The 15,132-nt window shown below is 41.6% G+C and carries 12 protein-coding genes and 1 pseudogene; 5 read left to right on the top strand and 8 right to left on the bottom strand.

Annotated features, from left to right (window positions below):
- The first annotated feature begins 15 nt into the window (after positions 1 to 15).
- From oadA to C2M33_RS14660, 3 genes are all read left to right on the top strand, one after another.
- Positions 16 to 1,788: a sodium-extruding oxaloacetate decarboxylase subunit alpha gene (gene oadA, locus C2M33_RS14670; RefSeq protein ID WP_105174789.1), complete on the top strand. Its 1,773-nt coding sequence runs from the start codon at positions 16 to 18 to the stop codon at positions 1,786 to 1,788.
- Positions 1,789 to 1,798: 10 nt separating this feature from the next.
- Complete coding sequence (locus tag C2M33_RS14665; protein ID WP_063703471.1) at positions 1,799 to 2,929, top strand: sodium ion-translocating decarboxylase subunit beta; 1,131 nt, start codon at positions 1,799 to 1,801, stop codon at positions 2,927 to 2,929.
- A gap of 115 nt (positions 2,930 to 3,044) precedes the next feature.
- The gene (locus C2M33_RS14660; protein WP_105174788.1) at positions 3,045 to 3,227 is read left to right on the top strand and encodes a hypothetical protein; all 183 of its coding nucleotides are present in this window, start codon (positions 3,045 to 3,047) and stop codon (positions 3,225 to 3,227) included.
- Between the two features lie 60 nt (positions 3,228 to 3,287).
- Here the strand turns inward: C2M33_RS14660 and C2M33_RS14655 are convergent, their stop codons facing one another.
- Complete coding sequence (locus C2M33_RS14655) at positions 3,288 to 4,604, bottom strand: peptidoglycan DD-metalloendopeptidase family protein (RefSeq protein WP_105174787.1); 1,317 nt, start codon at positions 4,602 to 4,604, stop codon at positions 3,288 to 3,290.
- Between the two features lie 398 nt (positions 4,605 to 5,002).
- Between C2M33_RS14655 and tyrS the strand changes: the two are divergent.
- Positions 5,003 to 6,201 (top strand): annotated as a pseudogene (gene tyrS, locus C2M33_RS14650) (tyrosine--tRNA ligase).
- 58 nt (positions 6,202 to 6,259) lie between these two features.
- On the opposite strand, the gene C2M33_RS14645 reads toward tyrS, so the two are convergent.
- From C2M33_RS14645 to folE2, 4 genes are all read right to left on the bottom strand, one after another.
- Positions 6,260 to 7,210, bottom strand: a complete 951-nt coding sequence (locus C2M33_RS14645) for a cobalamin biosynthesis protein CobD/CbiB (RefSeq protein WP_105174786.1) — start codon at positions 7,208 to 7,210, stop codon at positions 6,260 to 6,262.
- 1 nt (position 7,211) lies between these two features.
- Complete coding sequence (gene mtnN, locus C2M33_RS14640) at positions 7,212 to 7,919, bottom strand: 5'-methylthioadenosine/S-adenosylhomocysteine nucleosidase (protein WP_063703481.1); 708 nt, start codon at positions 7,917 to 7,919, stop codon at positions 7,212 to 7,214.
- A 103-nt stretch (positions 7,920 to 8,022) separates the two neighbouring features.
- Positions 8,023 to 8,616 carry a DUF2726 domain-containing protein gene (locus tag C2M33_RS14635; protein WP_063703483.1) on the bottom strand — a complete coding sequence of 198 codons (594 nt, stop codon included), beginning with the start codon at positions 8,614 to 8,616 and terminating at the stop codon, positions 8,023 to 8,025.
- 79 nt (positions 8,617 to 8,695) lie between these two features.
- Positions 8,696 to 9,616 carry a GTP cyclohydrolase FolE2 gene (gene folE2 / locus C2M33_RS14630; protein ID WP_105174785.1) on the bottom strand — a complete coding sequence of 307 codons (921 nt, stop codon included), beginning with the start codon at positions 9,614 to 9,616 and terminating at the stop codon, positions 8,696 to 8,698.
- Positions 9,617 to 9,790: 174 nt separating this feature from the next.
- Between folE2 and arcB the strand changes: the two genes are divergently transcribed.
- Complete coding sequence (arcB, locus tag C2M33_RS14625) at positions 9,791 to 12,118, top strand: aerobic respiration two-component sensor histidine kinase ArcB (protein WP_105174784.1); 2,328 nt, start codon at positions 9,791 to 9,793, stop codon at positions 12,116 to 12,118.
- A 6-nt stretch (positions 12,119 to 12,124) separates the two neighbouring features.
- On the opposite strand, the gene arcA is transcribed toward arcB, so the two are convergent.
- From arcA to C2M33_RS14610, 3 genes are all read right to left on the bottom strand, one after another.
- Entirely contained in the window at positions 12,125 to 12,841 is a 717-nt protein-coding gene (arcA, locus tag C2M33_RS14620; protein WP_054551295.1) for a two-component system response regulator ArcA, read from the bottom strand.
- 105 nt (positions 12,842 to 12,946) lie between these two features.
- A complete protein-coding gene (locus tag C2M33_RS14615) occupies positions 12,947 to 13,468 on the bottom strand; it encodes a YfiR family protein (protein WP_063703489.1) in 522 nt (173 codons plus the stop codon).
- Positions 13,468 to 15,090, bottom strand: a complete 1,623-nt coding sequence (locus C2M33_RS14610; RefSeq protein ID WP_063703491.1) for an ATP-binding protein — start codon at positions 15,088 to 15,090, stop codon at positions 13,468 to 13,470. The genes C2M33_RS14615 and C2M33_RS14610 overlap by 1 nt, the downstream gene beginning before the upstream one ends.
- Positions 15,091 to 15,132 lie beyond the last annotated feature (42 nt).

Here is a 15,132-nt window from a genome sequence, read left to right as displayed (position 1 = left end):
CGGGGCAGCTCAAACATGGCTAAATTAAAACTAACCGAATTAGTATTGCGTGACGCACACCAGTCTCTTTTGGCAACGCGTATGCGCTTAGACGACATGTTACCCATGGCAGAAAAACTCGATAATGCGGGTTATTGGTCTATTGAATCATGGGGTGGTGCAACGTTTGACTCGTGTATCCGTTATTTAGGTGAAGATCCTTGGCAACGTATTCGCGAGCTAAAAGCTGCAATGCCAAACACTAAGCAGCAAATGTTACTGCGCGGGCAAAACCTTTTAGGCTACCGCCATTATGCTGATGATGTAGTCGAAAAGTTTGTTGAGCGAGCTCATAAAAACGGTGTTGATGTATTCCGTATTTTCGATGCGATGAACGATGTACGTAACCTTGAAACCGCGATTAAAGCAGCGGTAAAAGTAGGTGCACACGCTCAAGGTACAATTTCATACACAGTAAGCCCAGTGCATACACTTGATATGTGGCTGAAACTTGCTAAGCAACTAGAAGATCTTGGTTGCCATTCAATTTGTATCAAAGATATGGCGGGTTTACTAAAGCCATACGATTGTGAGCAGTTGATCAAAGGCTTAAAAGAAACCGTGTCTATTCCTATTGCGATGCAATGCCATGCGACCACAGGTTTAAGTACTGCAACATACCAAAAAGCAATCGATGCGGGTATCGATATGCTTGATACAGCTATTTCGTCAATGAGTATGACTTATGGTCATAGCGCCACAGAAACCATAGTTTCAATTGTTGAAGGCACAGAGCGAGATACTGGTCTTGATTTAAACCAATTGGAAGAAATTGCTGCTTATTTCCGTGATGTTCGTAAAAAGTATGCCGCTTTTGAAGGTAGCCTCAAAGGCGTTGATGGTCGCATCTTATTAGCGCAAGTACCGGGCGGCATGTTAACTAACATGGAAAACCAGCTTAAAGAGCAAGGTGCAGCTGATAAGCTTGACCAAGTGTTACTTGAGATCCCGCGTGTTCGTGAAGATTTAGGTTATATCCCACTCGTTACACCGACCTCACAGATTGTCGGTACTCAAGCGGTACTAAATGTACTAACTGGCGAGCGTTACAAAACCATCACAAAAGAAACAGCGGGTGTGCTGAAAGGTGAATATGGTGCAACACCAGCGCCTATGAATAAAGAGTTGCAAGAGCGAGTACTTGAGGGTGCTGAAGCAATTACGTGCCGCCCTGCTGATAAGCTAGAGCCTGAGCTTGAGAAGCTAGAAGCAGAGTTATTAAGCGAAGCTAAAGAGCAAGGCTTAGAGCTTGCTGATGATGTGATTGATGATGTGCTTACTTATGCATTGTTCCCACAAATTGGCCTTAAATTTATTAAAAACCGCAACAACCCAGATGCATTTGAAGCAATTCCAACGGGTGAAGTTGCTAAAACTGAAGCAACTCCTGCTGCTTCAAGCCCTGTAAAAGCAGAGCAGTACAGCGTTAAAGTTGATGGTAAAGTTTACGATGTCGTCGTAGCGCAAGGTGGTGAGCTTAAAGAAGTAACCCTAAAAGACAGTGAGTTAATTCCTCAGTCGGCGTCAGCGTCAGCGGGCGAAACACTCAATGCACCGTTGGCAGGTAATATTTTCAAAGTGAAAGTGAAACCAGGTCAAACCGTTAACGAAGGTGATGTGGTTATCATTATGGAAGCGATGAAAATGGAAACTGAAATTCGCGCCGCACACTCAGGCACAGTTGCAGAAGTATTAGTGGCAGAGGGCGACTCTGTTGCCACTGGCGATGCGCTAATCGCGCTGGCATAGGAGACAGAGGATGGATGGTGTTTTAAACCTCTGGCATGCCACGGGTATTGCTAACTTTACTTTTCCGGCATTGATCATGATTGCGGTTGGTTGCTTGCTGCTCTATTTAGCAATCGCCCGTAACTTTGAGCCACTGTTGTTATTACCGATTGGTTTTGGAGCTATTTTAACTAATATTCCAGTAGCTGGGTTATCTGAGCCGGGCGGCCTTTTGTATTACGTGTACCATATTGGGATCGACTCTGGGGTATTCCCACTTTTGATCTTTATGGGCGTAGGGGCGCTGACTGACTTTAGTGCCTTAATCGCTAATCCGCGTATGTTGCTGTTAGGTGCGGCTGCGCAATTTGGTATTTTCGCAACTTTATTTGGTGCAATACTGCTTAACTATATTCCTGGCTTTGAATTTACACTACAAGACGCATCGGCAATTGCCATTATTGGTGGGGCGGATGGTCCAACAGCTATTTTCTTAGCATCTAAGCTAGCACCTGATTTACTGGGGGCGATTGCTGTAGCAGCTTATTCTTATATGGCGCTAGTGCCAATTATTCAGCCGCCAATTATGCGTGCACTAACAACGCAAGAAGAGCGCGAAATTCAAATGCCGCAACTTCGTGCCGTATCGAAAAAAGAGAAAATTGTTTTTCCGTTAATGGTGCTTAGTTTAACCATCTTGTTTTTACCTGCAGCAACACCGCTGGTCGGTATGTTCTGCTTAGGTAACTTGATGCGTGAATCGGGCGTGGTTGATCGCTTAAGCAATAGTGCACAAAACGAAATCATCAACATTACCACTATTTTCTTAGGCTTAGCGGTAGGCTCAAAGCTTGCGGCAGATAAGTTCTTAACCGTAGAAACGATTGGTATTTTGGTATTAGGTGCTCTGGCCTTTGCAATTGGTACAGCATCAGGGGTGTTTATGGCGAAGGGCCTGAATAAATTCTCTAAATCGCCAATCAACCCGTTAGTAGGTGCAGCGGGTGTATCAGCGGTACCAATGGCCGCACGGGTGGTTAATAAGGTAGGTCTTGAGAGCAATCCACATAACTTCTTGTTGATGCATGCCATGGGACCAAATGTAGCAGGGGTATTAGGAAGTGCCGTTGCAGCAGGTATTCTGTTAGCAATTGTTGGCTAACAGCACGATTTAGTCGTTTTACTTCCAACCGACTGGCGCAGTAATTTTACTGCGCTTTTTTTTGCCTTCAATTTAGGTATAGTGAACCTTAATATTCTACAAGAAAGGAAGCCTAGTGAATGTATTTGTGATTTTGCTGTGTTTGTTTGTGGCGTTAGTGATTTTGGTGCCACTGCTTGAAAAGTACAGCGCTAGAACGGGGCTTGATAAAGCAACTAAATATGCCAAGTATGTTTGGCCCTTGGTGATGATTTCGTTAGTTATACAGCTTATCTATGTACTGCTTTGGAAGCAGTAAAATTAAAGATATGAAAAAAGCCGCTGCAGTTTCCTGGAGCGGCTTTTTGATATTAGAAGCTTACTTATTTAACGCTAATTGCAATTCGCGGTTGCGTTGTAATTGCGCTAAGAAGTTATCAGCAATCGGTTTAAACTTAGCTAATTCATCGCGCGGAAGTGGCTCTGATTTAGGAAGTTTGACCGTTTTCGGATTACGGTGTACACCGTTTACTAAGAATTCATAGTGTAAGTGTGGGCCAGTTACGCGACCTGTCGCACCAACAGTACCAATCTTCTGACCTTGTTTTACTTTCTGGCCAGTTTTAACCACTTTCTTATCTAAGTGTAAGTACTTAGTCACATACTGAGTGCCGTGGCTAATAAATACATAGTTACCATTGTATTTGCTGTAACCTGCTTTAATTACTTTACCGTTACCCGATGACACAACAGGCGTACCTGTACGCGCTGCGTAATCGATACCGTTGTGAGGTTTTACTGTTTTAGTAACTGGGTGCAAACGGCGAGGGTTAAAGCTCGAACTAATATACTTAAAGTTAACTGGCGCACGTAAGAAAGCTTTTTTCATGCTGCGGCCTTCAGGCGTATAGAAGTTACCATCGGTATGACGAATAGCAGTGTAACGCTCACCCTGGTTAATAAACTCTGCGGCAATAATTTTACCGTCGCCAATGTATTTACCATCAACATAGTGAGCTTCGTAAATAAGACCAAATTGGTCACCTTTACGAATGTCATTAGCAAAGTCGACATCCCAACCGAAGATGTCAGCAAAATTCATAATTTGACGCTCGCTTAAACCTGCGGCAATACCCGAAGTCCAAAAGCTATTTGTGATCTCACCACCGGCAGATTTGCTCAGTGTTTCAATCTCTTTGCTATCGATAGAGGTGTCGTAGTTACCTTCGTCATTTAAGGTAACGTATAAGGTATCTGTTTTTGAAATCACATAACGAAGCTGCGCTAAAGAGCCATCTTCAGCGGTTGCAAAGCTTAAAATTTCGCCTGGGTGAATTTTTGTTAACTTACGTGTTTCAGCGTTGGTATTAACTAGTTTGTGTAATGTTTGCGCTGAGAAACCCGCACGTTTAAAGATAAGTGCTAAATTATCGCCATTACGTACTTCATGGTCGATAAGCTCGTATTCTGGAAGTTTTGCTGCTGCTTGCTGCGAATTCAGCTCAGTTAGTTTTTCGTTATCATCAACTTTAACTTGTAATTCGTAGCGTTTGCCAATTTCAAGTGCGTTTGCACTGTTATCCTTTGATGCGGTGGCTTTTTCAGAAGGCAATAATGCCAAGCCGACAATAGCAGAAACCAAACCGAGAATGAGCAGTTTGTGTTTTTTGGGAAGTTTGTGCACTACGTGAACCATATCGTGCCTTTTCTGCTGTCAAGAAATTTAAATACTAATATCGCAGGATATACCTAAAATAGAGCAAATACCAGTGTTTTGTAGATTTAAACTGGCGTAAATTTACGCTAGAATTGGCCTGCGCGTTAAACTTTTTTGGTTAAAATTGCAGCAGATGCCTTGGCTTAAACTAAATCAACATTAGTTAACTAAAGTACCTTCATTAAATTGCAATAACGCGGTATAAAGAACAATCATGCGCGCTGCCTCCAGGGCTGTTTCTTAAACTATTTAAGTTAGGCTTTTTTCTAGTGTCGCTTTTTGGTGCTAACTAGCTAAATTTTAAAGTTTTTAGCTCTATATTTATAACCCTGACAGGCCACCACGCCCCGGTAGCTGAATTTTTGGAGTAATACACAGTGGATTTACAAACCGCTCTAGCTGAGATAAAACGCGGTGCAGAAGAGATATTAATTGAAGACGAATTAGTCGAAAAGCTAAAGTCTGGTAAGAAACTTAAGATCAAAGCGGGTTTCGATCCAACTGCGCCTGATCTGCATTTAGGCCACACAGTTCTTATCAACAAAATGAAGACCTTCCAAGACCTAGGTCATGAAGTGATTTTCTTAATCGGTGATTTCACCGGTATGATTGGTGATCCAACAGGTAAAAACGTTACACGTAAGCCATTAACTCGTGAAGATGTATTAGCTAACGCTGAAACATATAAAGAGCAAGTATTTAAAATTCTTGATCCTGCAAAAACGACTGTTGCATTCAACTCTACGTGGATGGAGAACTTAGGTGCAGCAGGTATGATTAAACTGGCTGCGCGTCAAACAGTAGCACGTATGCTAGAACGTGATGACTTTAAAAAGCGTTATGCCGGCGGTCAATCAATTGCGATCCACGAATTTTTATATCCACTGGTACAAGGTTGGGACTCAGTTGCATTAGAAGCTGATGTTGAGCTTGGCGGTACAGACCAACGCTTCAACCTATTAATGGGTCGTGAATTACAAAAAGACGAAGGCCAAAAGCCACAAACAGTACTCATGATGCCACTGCTTGAAGGTACTGATGGCGTTCAGAAAATGTCTAAGTCATTAGGTAACTACATTGTATTACTGATGAGCCAAACGACATGTTTGGTAAAGTTATGTCTATCAGCGATGAGCTAATGTGGCGTTACTACGATTTATTAAGTGCATTATCAATCGAAGAGATTGCTGCACTTAAACAACGTGTTGCTGATGGTGCAAACCCGCGCGACATTAAAATTGAATTAGCAAAAGAACTGATTGCACGTTTTCACAGTGAAGACGCTGCTGAAGGTGCACATCAAGATTTCATCAAGCGTTTCCAAAAAAATGCATTGCCAGATGAGATCCCAGAAGTAACAGTAACTATTGCTGAAGACACTGTGTTCATCACTAATTTACTAAAAGAAGCTAACCTTGTAGCAAGTACATCAGAAGCTATGCGTATGATTAAACAAGGCGCTGTAAAGATTAATGGTGAAGAAAAAGTAACGGATACTAAGCTTGAAGTTGCTAAAGGCACAACACAGATTTACCAAGTTGGTAAACGAAAGTTTGCTAAAATCACCTTAGCTTAATTAAGTAAGTTAATTAGTATAAAAAAACCAGCTGCGGCTGGTTTTTTTGTGCTTTTTCTCAGCTAATAAACAGCGTAGCGACTTCAATGGCGATGATAAGCAGTAACCAAAATGCTTTCGCTTGATTTAAACGATTCACTAAAGCGGGAATATCTTCGGCATTTGGTAGGCGGTCAGTACCGACGCGCATTTTATTAAAGCGCTCACCTTGGTATAGGGCTGGGCCGCCTAACTGCACTTGCAAGGCAGCCGATGTAACACTTAACAGCCACCCTGTATTGGTTTGATAAAAGTGTCTGCCATAGTGCTTAATATAATGAATGCTCTGCTTGCTGGCATTGGTTGCCGCAATAGTTAATGCAACTAACCTAATGGGTAACCACTCCAATACAAACAGTAACTTAGCAATGGTCGTTAAAAACGGGCTGTTTGGCTTACGATTCTTACGCCATGCTTGATGCATTAATGTGAGTAAGCGATAAACCAAAGCAAGGATAGCGCCGCCAAGCAGATAAAAGAATATAACGGCAAAATAATGCCGCGCACTTTGCAGCACCAGCGATTCCATGGTTGCTTTACAAATGCCTGGGGCAGATAAGCGCGATACATCACGAGCAACAAGGCTAGCTACTAGCTCTCTGGCGGTGGCTTTTTGATTGAGCTTAAGTAGCCTTGCAATACGTAATGATTTCTTCTCTTGAGCGCGGCTACTGAGTAACAAATATAAAATTAAGCCATTTAATAACTCGGGGTAAAAGGCAAACTCTAAAAAAAGTACAACCAAGGTGACTATAACTAAAACAGTGAAGCTAAAAGCCAGTGTTGAGGCTAAATATTGATAACTTTTGGGGTTCGCGGGGCTGTATAAACGCTCGCCGAGGGCAGAGAAAATAACGCTTAAAAAGGTATTCGGATGATACCAACTTACCAAAGGAAAAAAGCGCTCAGCAAAGAGCGCTACAAAAAATACAATAATGTCCAAATGGTTTTGAACAATATTTGCAATCACCTTATAAACTCACCGACGTCAGTTTCTCTAAAAGAGCAACAACCATTTTTGATGAGTTGATAGATGCAGTTTCGATATACTCTTCAAATGATTGCGGCGACTCTTTGCCAGCAATGTCAGACATTGAACGAATAACAACAAATGGTGTTTCTAGCACGTGACAAGCCTGTGCAATTGCTGCGCCTTCCATTTCTACTGCAAGCATAGTTGGGAATTCAGCGCGTGTTTTTTCAATTCGTACTGGGTCACACATGAATGAATCACCAGTACAAATAAGGCCAATCATGGTTTTAACATCACTGATTTGGCTAACACTTTGCTCTGCTGCTTCAATCAGTTTAGGGTGTGCAGCAAAGCCAGCTGGCATTTGTGGTACTTGGCCGATTTCGTAACCGAATGCAGTAACGTCTACGTCATGGTGGCGTACTTCTGAAGAAATAACGACATCGCCCACATTTAATGATGGCTCAAAACCACCTGCAGAACCTGTGTTGATCACACAATCAGGGCTGAAGTTATCGATTAGCAGTGTTGTTGCAACAGCAGAGGCTACTTTACCAATACCAGATTGAACTAAAGTAACTTTGTTACCTGCTAATTCACCCGTGTAAAATGTAAAACCAGCTTTAGTCATGATGCTTGGGTTTGCCATCGCTTCGCGTAAGATTTTTACTTCTGGCTCCATCGCGCCAATAATACCAACGTGCATAATATTTGATTCCTTAGGTTGAATAGGGTGATTATACCTAAAAATGTCTAAAACAAACAAAAAAGCAGACCTTAAAGTCTGCTTTTGCCAAATTTATGACGGGCTATATTTCAGCAAGCGCCGTTGAGTGTGCTTTTGCTTGAGATGGTGATAATACCGCTGGTTTTGTTACGCGGTTACGTGAAGGTCTAATTGGTGCTGCTGCAGGTTTACCAAGTTTAAACATGATAGCGTCACGCACTTCTCTTGGTTGATAGCCAGATTTCACTTTCATACGAATATGCGGAATACCGGCAGCTTCTAATGCACCACTGACAAACCAATCACGCTGTGCCTTGTGACCGTCGCGGTTGGTGTTGTTTACTAAATCAACAGCAGCAACAATGGTAAGTTTGTCTTTGTCGATGAGTACATAGTCGAGCTGTTTATTTTTGGCTTTTGCCATTGCTGCGCGCTTAGCTTTAACAGATAAGCCTTGCTTACAGTCAATTAAATCAATGAGTTTAACGCGGCTAACAATTTTATATTGATCGCCAACAGCGCGTTCAAGAAGATGTAAAAATGCACTCTCCACTTGCGTAAAAACAGTTTGTTTACGAGTGAAAGGGTAAGGGTTTCCGCCTTCATCGGTAAACTTTGACGCAACAACAGAGGCTACTACGACTAAAACTAAAATTGATAATAAAGCGAATTCCATACGGTAACTCCACAACAACAAATTGACACTGAAAATAAATAGCAATTAGCGTGCCTAAGTGTGGAGTTACCCGAAATTTTTAAGCTGTGTATCCGCCTGCGATACCTTTAACAGCGATTGCCACGGCATCATGGGCATGAAGTGATTCGTAGTGGTTTATTTGCAGCCAGTAATCTGCGTAGTTTTGCTCTTCAAGTAAGCCTTTAATTTTACGTGCAGCATCTTCACAGAACATGAGGTTTTGACCATTTAAGCGGGCAAACTCTTGCTCATCTTCACGTTTAACTGCCGCTTGAACAGGCGTCTTTAGCTCAGCTTCTAAAGCATCAATTAAGCCAACCACATCAAAACTGTCAATTTGGCTGTCGAGTTTTACTTTCACGTTTGCAATTGAACGCTGTGAATGTGGTGTAGCAACAATCCCATCCGTTGTGCCTAGCCACTCTAGAACAGTTTGCTTATCAACATGTTGCTCTGCAAATTTTTCGCTGAATGCATTTTGAATTAACTGACGAGCAAGGGCCGCTGAGCATGGGCAAGTTGATGAGTAGGTTACATCAACCATCAGCTCAAAGCTTAAAACGCCTTGATTGATTTTAGCGATGAGATGAATAGGGTAGTTTTTCCAGCCTACTTTGCCGCTTAATAACGATTTACGACGTAATGGCAGCTCAAATTTAAATTCAATTTGCGCTTGGTCACTTAAATCATCATGGCTACTAATAAAGGCATCAAGTGCTTGCGCAAGTGTTTGCGGATTCACTTGCTGCTCGGTTGATAAAGTATCCAGCGCTAAAAACAAACGCGACATATGAATGCCTTTCGCGTCTTCTTTATGTAAGTTCACAAAAGCGCGCGCTTTGGCAATCACATTTACAGGGGCAATATTGCGAGATTCAAAAATGAAAGGAAGTTCAATTTCGCCCATGCCAACCCAGTCTAATTTACCTGTTCGTAAGGCGGGAGCCGTATCAGCAATATCTGGCATTGTGGTTTGCATGGTAATACTCATTCTTTGCAATTATTAAAGCGCGGTATTTTACATGAAAAAATATAAAAAAGCGGCGTTGATGAAAAAATTCTATGTTTATCGCACAATATGAATATTTCTAAAGGAATAGTGATAAAATTAGCTATGCTGTTTTTTTTCGATTATGTGCCTAAGCTTTAATATATGATTGATTCTTCTTTGAGTCCGTGGGCTCGCACACTCTCAAGCTTTATTTCTAAATACGGTGAGTTTAAAACTGCCGCTGCCTGTTACGCCTTATTATTGGTCATGTCGCTGATCTTATCGTGCATGTTTTATTATGTAGCGGTTGGTACGGTGACTTTAGTTGATGTTTTGGCGGTGATGTTTTTTACCGCAGTAGTATCACCGATTTTAATTACTGTGCTGCTTAATTCGATTCGTCAGTTAGAAGCCTCTTACAGCTATTTAGATAGCGCAACCAAACAAGAAAAACTGCTTAACCAAACACTAAAAGACAATATCAGTCGCTTAAACGAAGAGATTGATGAGCGTAAAATGGCGTTTCATGCCAAGCATAGAGCGATTGAAGAACTCAGACGCGAAATCGCCGAGCGTAAGAAAACCCAACAAGAGCTTGCACAACAGGGCATGTTATTACGCTCTATTGTCGACTCGTCTCCCGATTTATTTTATTACCGCGATAACAACGGCGTGTTTGCTGGCTGTAATAAAATGTTTGAACAAGTGATCGGAAAAACCAGTGATGAGCTAATTGGCAAGAGTGTCGAAGACATCTACCCAAGCGATTATTTGCCAGAAGTGCTGCGCACCGATAAAAAAGTATCTCAAACCCATCAAGCCTTGACGCTCGACGTTGAATACCCCGTTGATGGTGAAAAACGCTGGTTTGAAATGCGTAAGCTACCCTTCATTAATGAAAAAGGTGAGTACATTGGTTTGCTTGCCTTTGGCCGTGATATCACCAGTCGTAAAGAGGCGGCTCAAGCCCTTGAAGCAGCATATAAAGATAAAGGTAAGTTCATTGCAACCTTGAGCCACGAATTAAGAACACCGCTTAACGGTATTGTGGGTTTAACTCGCATGCTACTTGATACAGAACTTGATAAACAACAACGAAGCTGGTGTAACACGGTATTTTCAAGCGCCGAAACCCTTGGCAATATTTTTAACGATATTATCGACTTGGATAAAATTGACCGTGAGCAACTCGATATTGTTGCTGACTCAGTCAATGTGGCCGACTTCATTAATGATGTGGTGAACTTCGCTGGCTTAATTGCTGAACAAAAGGGACTAGAGTTCAATATTAAACGTAAGGGTACGCTAGATGTGTATGCGTCCCTTGATCCGACTCGTTTACGTCAGGTTGTTTGGAACCTGATTAACAATGCCGTTAAGTTCACTCAGCAAGGTCATGTAGAGCTTGAGTGTCGTCGTGAGAATCGTCCTGATGGTCCATGGTTAGTGATGCGTGTTAGCGACACGGGCCAAGGTATTCCACAAGAGCAGCTACATCGTATCTTTGACATGTACTACAAAGCGCCAGATATCAACGGCACCAATGCTATTGGCTCTGGTATCGGCCTTGCGGTAACAAAAGCGCTTGTTAGTGCTATGAAAGGTGAAATCCATGTCAGTAGTACGGAAGGTGAGGGCAGTGTTTTTGTTGTTGAAATACCGCTTAAGCTTTGTATTGCGCCAACAGAGCAAAATTATGCAGTGCGCAGCTTAAACATTCTGTTAGTTGAAGATGTACCGCTAAATGCCGAAATTGCTACTAACTTACTTGAGCAGCGTGGCCACGAAGTTATTTGGGCTGAAACCGGTGAAGATGCGCTGTCGTTTGTCTACACAGAAGATGACTTAGACCTTGTTCTGCTTGATATGCAGTTACCTGATATCAATGGTGATGAAGTGGCTCGTCAAATTCGTGACGATGAGCATTTTGATAACCTGCCAATCGTTGCTTTGACTGCCAACGTGCGTAGTGCCGAAGAAGAACTTGCGGGTATTAATATTCAAGGTGCACTCGCTAAGCCTATCAACACCACTAAACTCGATAAAATGCTCGGCGAGCTATTCGATATTAAACAGCAGAAAAACTGTCAGCCAGAGCCAATAAAAGTGGTAGCTGAAAAAGATTTATCGGGTATTCGTGTTGAGTTACTTGATATTGAAACTATCGAAGATTTTGTAGGCTCAATGGGGCTGGTGATCTTTAATCGTAGTTGTGAGTTATTTAGCAAGTTAAACCCTCAGTATCAAACTGAGCTTGCAGATGCCTTAGCGGCAGATGATAGAGAAGAGTACAAATCGGTGGCACACAAATTAAAAGGTGCAGCTGGCTCTGTAGGTTTAAACGATGTGCAATTACATGCTAAGAAGATGGAACACGGCGCGCTTGAAGAAAGTAGTGAAGAGTTACAGCAGTGGCTTGATGAATTAGCAGTGAAAATAAATGAAGGGCGTGACGCCCTCCAATTATTCTTACAGCAGTTAGAAGATTAATTCTAATTAGCTGTCGATTTTACCAATGAAGCGGTAGCCTTCACCATGGATGGTGCTGATCAGCTCAGATGTGCTGTTATCGCTTTCAAAGTGTTTTCTGATACGACGAATTGTTACGTCTACAGTACGGTCGTTAGCGCGAAGCTCACGGCCAGTCATGTGCTTGATTAATTGTTCACGGCTGAAAATACGGCCCGGTGAGTCAAGCATTAAGCGTAGCGCACGGTATTCACCTTTAGGTAAACGTTTAGCGTCGCCACTTGGAGATGTTAAACAACGGCTGTTTTCATCAAGTTCCCAACCGTTAAATGTAATAACACCATTTGTTTCGATATTCGCTTCTTCGCCACCAAGGGCTGTGCGCGAAATAAGGTTACGAGCACGAATAGTTAACTCGCGAGGGTTGAATGGTTTAGTGATGTAATCATCAGCACCAATTTCAAGACCTAAAATGCGATCAACGTCGTTGTCACGACCTGTTAAGAATATTAAACCAACGTTACGTTTTTGACGTAATTCACGTGCTAAGATTAGCCCGTTTTTACCTGGTAGATTGATGTCCATAACTACAAGGTTCACATCATCATTATTTGTAAGCTTGTCATGCATATCATCGCCATCAATGGCTTCAATAACTTTGTAACCTTCAGCTTCAAATAAACTAACGAGGTTTAGTCGAGTTACGTCTTCATCCTCTACGATCAGAATGACTGGCGTTTGCATTGTATATTAACCTTTTCGGAAATTTTATTTACAAAAATTCGGTATTATCAAGCAAAACCGAATACTAGAGATTATAGGATTAGATCCAATTGTTAACAAGTAAAATCAATTTGGATAAAACTTAGCCATAGCTAACAATCGAGATTGCACTTTAAAGTTATGCTGCAATACGTGCTGCTTATTGATATACAGTCGGATTTTATTTCCTTCTTGAACCAGTGAGGCTATACCGCCATTTTCTAAAAAGCTGATACTTTCACCTATTGTTAAAGTATCCAATGAAATTGTATCGGTCCAAAGTGGAAGTATATCATTTTCTAATGTTTCATCAATGTATGTGATATCACAAACTTGAGAAAGTTCAGAAATTTGCTGGGTTTTTTTCACTAATTTAACGTGAATAGGTTTTTTGTTAATTTGCAGTTCATTTCTATCTTTAAGGAAGGCGCCTGGACCTTTTTCTATATCATAAAAACAAAACGTAATAGCAGGTGGATCCAGTTGATCATTAAACTTTGTGAACTTCGCTATTTGATATAAAAACGCCGACTTAACTTGGTCTGGTGATTTGGCAAATGCAGGGCAAACGACAAGTAAGGCTAATAAGATACAACATACAAATCTCATTACGCTGCACCTTCTTGCAATGGCAGAGTAATAATAAAATGCGCACCTTGTTGAGCCAGCTCATCAAATATGATGCTACCGCCAAGCGCTTGGGTCACTAAGTTATAAACGAGATGCATGCCCAAACCACTGCCACCTTCACCCCGTTTTGTGGTCACGAATGGATCGAAAATTCGTTTGCGGATCGATTTGTCTACACCACTGCCGTTATCGAAGTAGTGAATGATTAAACTGCTTTCATTGCGCTCAACATTAAAGGTGATTTCGTTATCTTGATCATCGCTAAATGCGTGGATCACAGAGTTACTTAACAGCTGCTGTAACACTTGTTGTAACGGTCCAGATTTGGTTTCAATACTGACATCATTGTTGCAGTTAATCGTGACCTTAGGATTACGGTATTGAATTTCTGAGCGCATCGACATCACTACATCACTTAATAAGTTATGTAAGTTGATTTTGGTGGAGATCTCGACATCTTGATTAACGGCCACTTTCTTAAAGCTAGAAACTAGCTCTGCGGCACGATTTAGGTTGCGATAGATTAGGTCGAGGTTTTCGATACCATCGGTTATAAAGCGTTTTAAGTGCGTCGATGTTAAGGTTTTCTGTTCAAATTGTGCGTGTATTTCTGCCAGCTTGTCACGTAACAGTGTTGAGCCTGTAATTCCAAGCCCAATAGGCGTGTTAACCTCATGAGCAACACCGGCAACCATCTGGCCTAATGATGCCATCTTTTCGTTCTCGACGATTTGGTTTTGGTATTGGTGCATTCGCTCAAGGGTATTAAGTAGCTCTTGGTTTGCTTCCCGTAAGGCGATAGTGCGCTGGTTTACTTTTTCTTCAAGGCTTTGGTTGAGCTGTTTAATTTCTTGTTTGTCTTTTTCGTGACGCTGAATTTGATTTTGGGTACGCGCAAGCATGATGTTTAAGCTGCTTGCAAGCTGGTTTATTTCATCGATATTGGTTTTTTGCGCGCGGGTTTCATAGTTATGGTTTTTCGACACGTCTTGCAGCAAGTTACTTAATTCATCAATAGGGTTTGCAATACGTTTTTGAATACGTCGAGCAACAAAGTACACCAACACTAAAACGAAAAGGGTAAGTAAAATATCGATGATAATTTTACGATTAATATATTGATTGAGTCTGTCTAAGCCACCGCGAACATACACATAACCAATGGTGTTGCCTTCGTAGACAATCGGGGTGATAAGCTCAATATCTTTATCTTTAAAGCGTGGCTCTAATAAATTATCAATACTGCTGACTTTGATAGGCACAGGCGGGGTTCTATTGGCATTAAAGCTACTAAAAAACACCGGCTCGTTTGATAACTCATCGATTGAATAGATGTGGATATTTTTAATAAGCGGCACAGATTCAAATGACTTTAAGCGCTCGGATTCGGTTTCGTTATCGTCAAACAACACGGTGATTTGGGCGTTGTAGGCGATTATTTTCGATAGGATAGAGATTTTATCGACAATTAGCGCTTTTTGCTCTTTTACATCTAGGTAAGTCGATATAGAAATAGACAAAGACAAGCATAACGCAGTGACTAGCATTACCGCGTTAGTCAACGCTTTACGAATACTTGTTTGTGTCGAGAATATTGACATGCGCTATAGTAGGCCAGAATTTTTGTTATTAGTAAGAGTTTA

This window comes from Pseudoalteromonas sp. T1lg122 (assembly GCF_002964825.1).
GTDB classification, from domain to species: domain Bacteria; phylum Pseudomonadota; class Gammaproteobacteria; order Enterobacterales; family Alteromonadaceae; genus Pseudoalteromonas; species Pseudoalteromonas gelatinilytica.
Note: the sequence above shows the minus strand (reverse complement) of the source record. Positions and strands in the feature narration are given on the sequence as shown.

What these genes read in the sequence shown, in the direction of transcription:
- C2M33_RS14665 (WP_063703471.1), top strand. Translation starts at nt 1,799, where the DNA reads ATGGATGGTGTTTTAAACCTCTGGCATGCCACGGGTATTGCTAACTTT.
- C2M33_RS14610 (WP_063703491.1), bottom strand. Translation starts at nt 15,090, where the DNA reads ATGTCAATATTCTCGACACAAACAAGTATTCGTAAAGCGTTGACTAAC.
- arcB (WP_105174784.1), top strand. Translation starts at nt 9,791, where the DNA reads ATGATTGATTCTTCTTTGAGTCCGTGGGCTCGCACACTCTCAAGCTTT.
- oadA (WP_105174789.1), top strand. Translation starts at nt 16, where the DNA reads ATGGCTAAATTAAAACTAACCGAATTAGTATTGCGTGACGCACACCAG.
- mtnN (WP_063703481.1), bottom strand. Translation starts at nt 7,919, where the DNA reads ATGCACGTTGGTATTATTGGCGCGATGGAGCCAGAAGTAAAAATCTTA.
- C2M33_RS14615 (WP_063703489.1), bottom strand. Translation starts at nt 13,468, where the DNA reads ATGAGATTTGTATGTTGTATCTTATTAGCCTTACTTGTCGTTTGCCCT.
- C2M33_RS14635 (WP_063703483.1), bottom strand. Translation starts at nt 8,616, where the DNA reads ATGGAATTCGCTTTATTATCAATTTTAGTTTTAGTCGTAGTAGCCTCT.
- folE2 (WP_105174785.1), bottom strand. Translation starts at nt 9,616, where the DNA reads ATGCAAACCACAATGCCAGATATTGCTGATACGGCTCCCGCCTTACGA.
- arcA (WP_054551295.1), bottom strand. Translation starts at nt 12,841, where the DNA reads ATGCAAACGCCAGTCATTCTGATCGTAGAGGATGAAGACGTAACTCGA.
- C2M33_RS14655 (WP_105174787.1), bottom strand. Translation starts at nt 4,604, where the DNA reads ATGGTTCACGTAGTGCACAAACTTCCCAAAAAACACAAACTGCTCATT.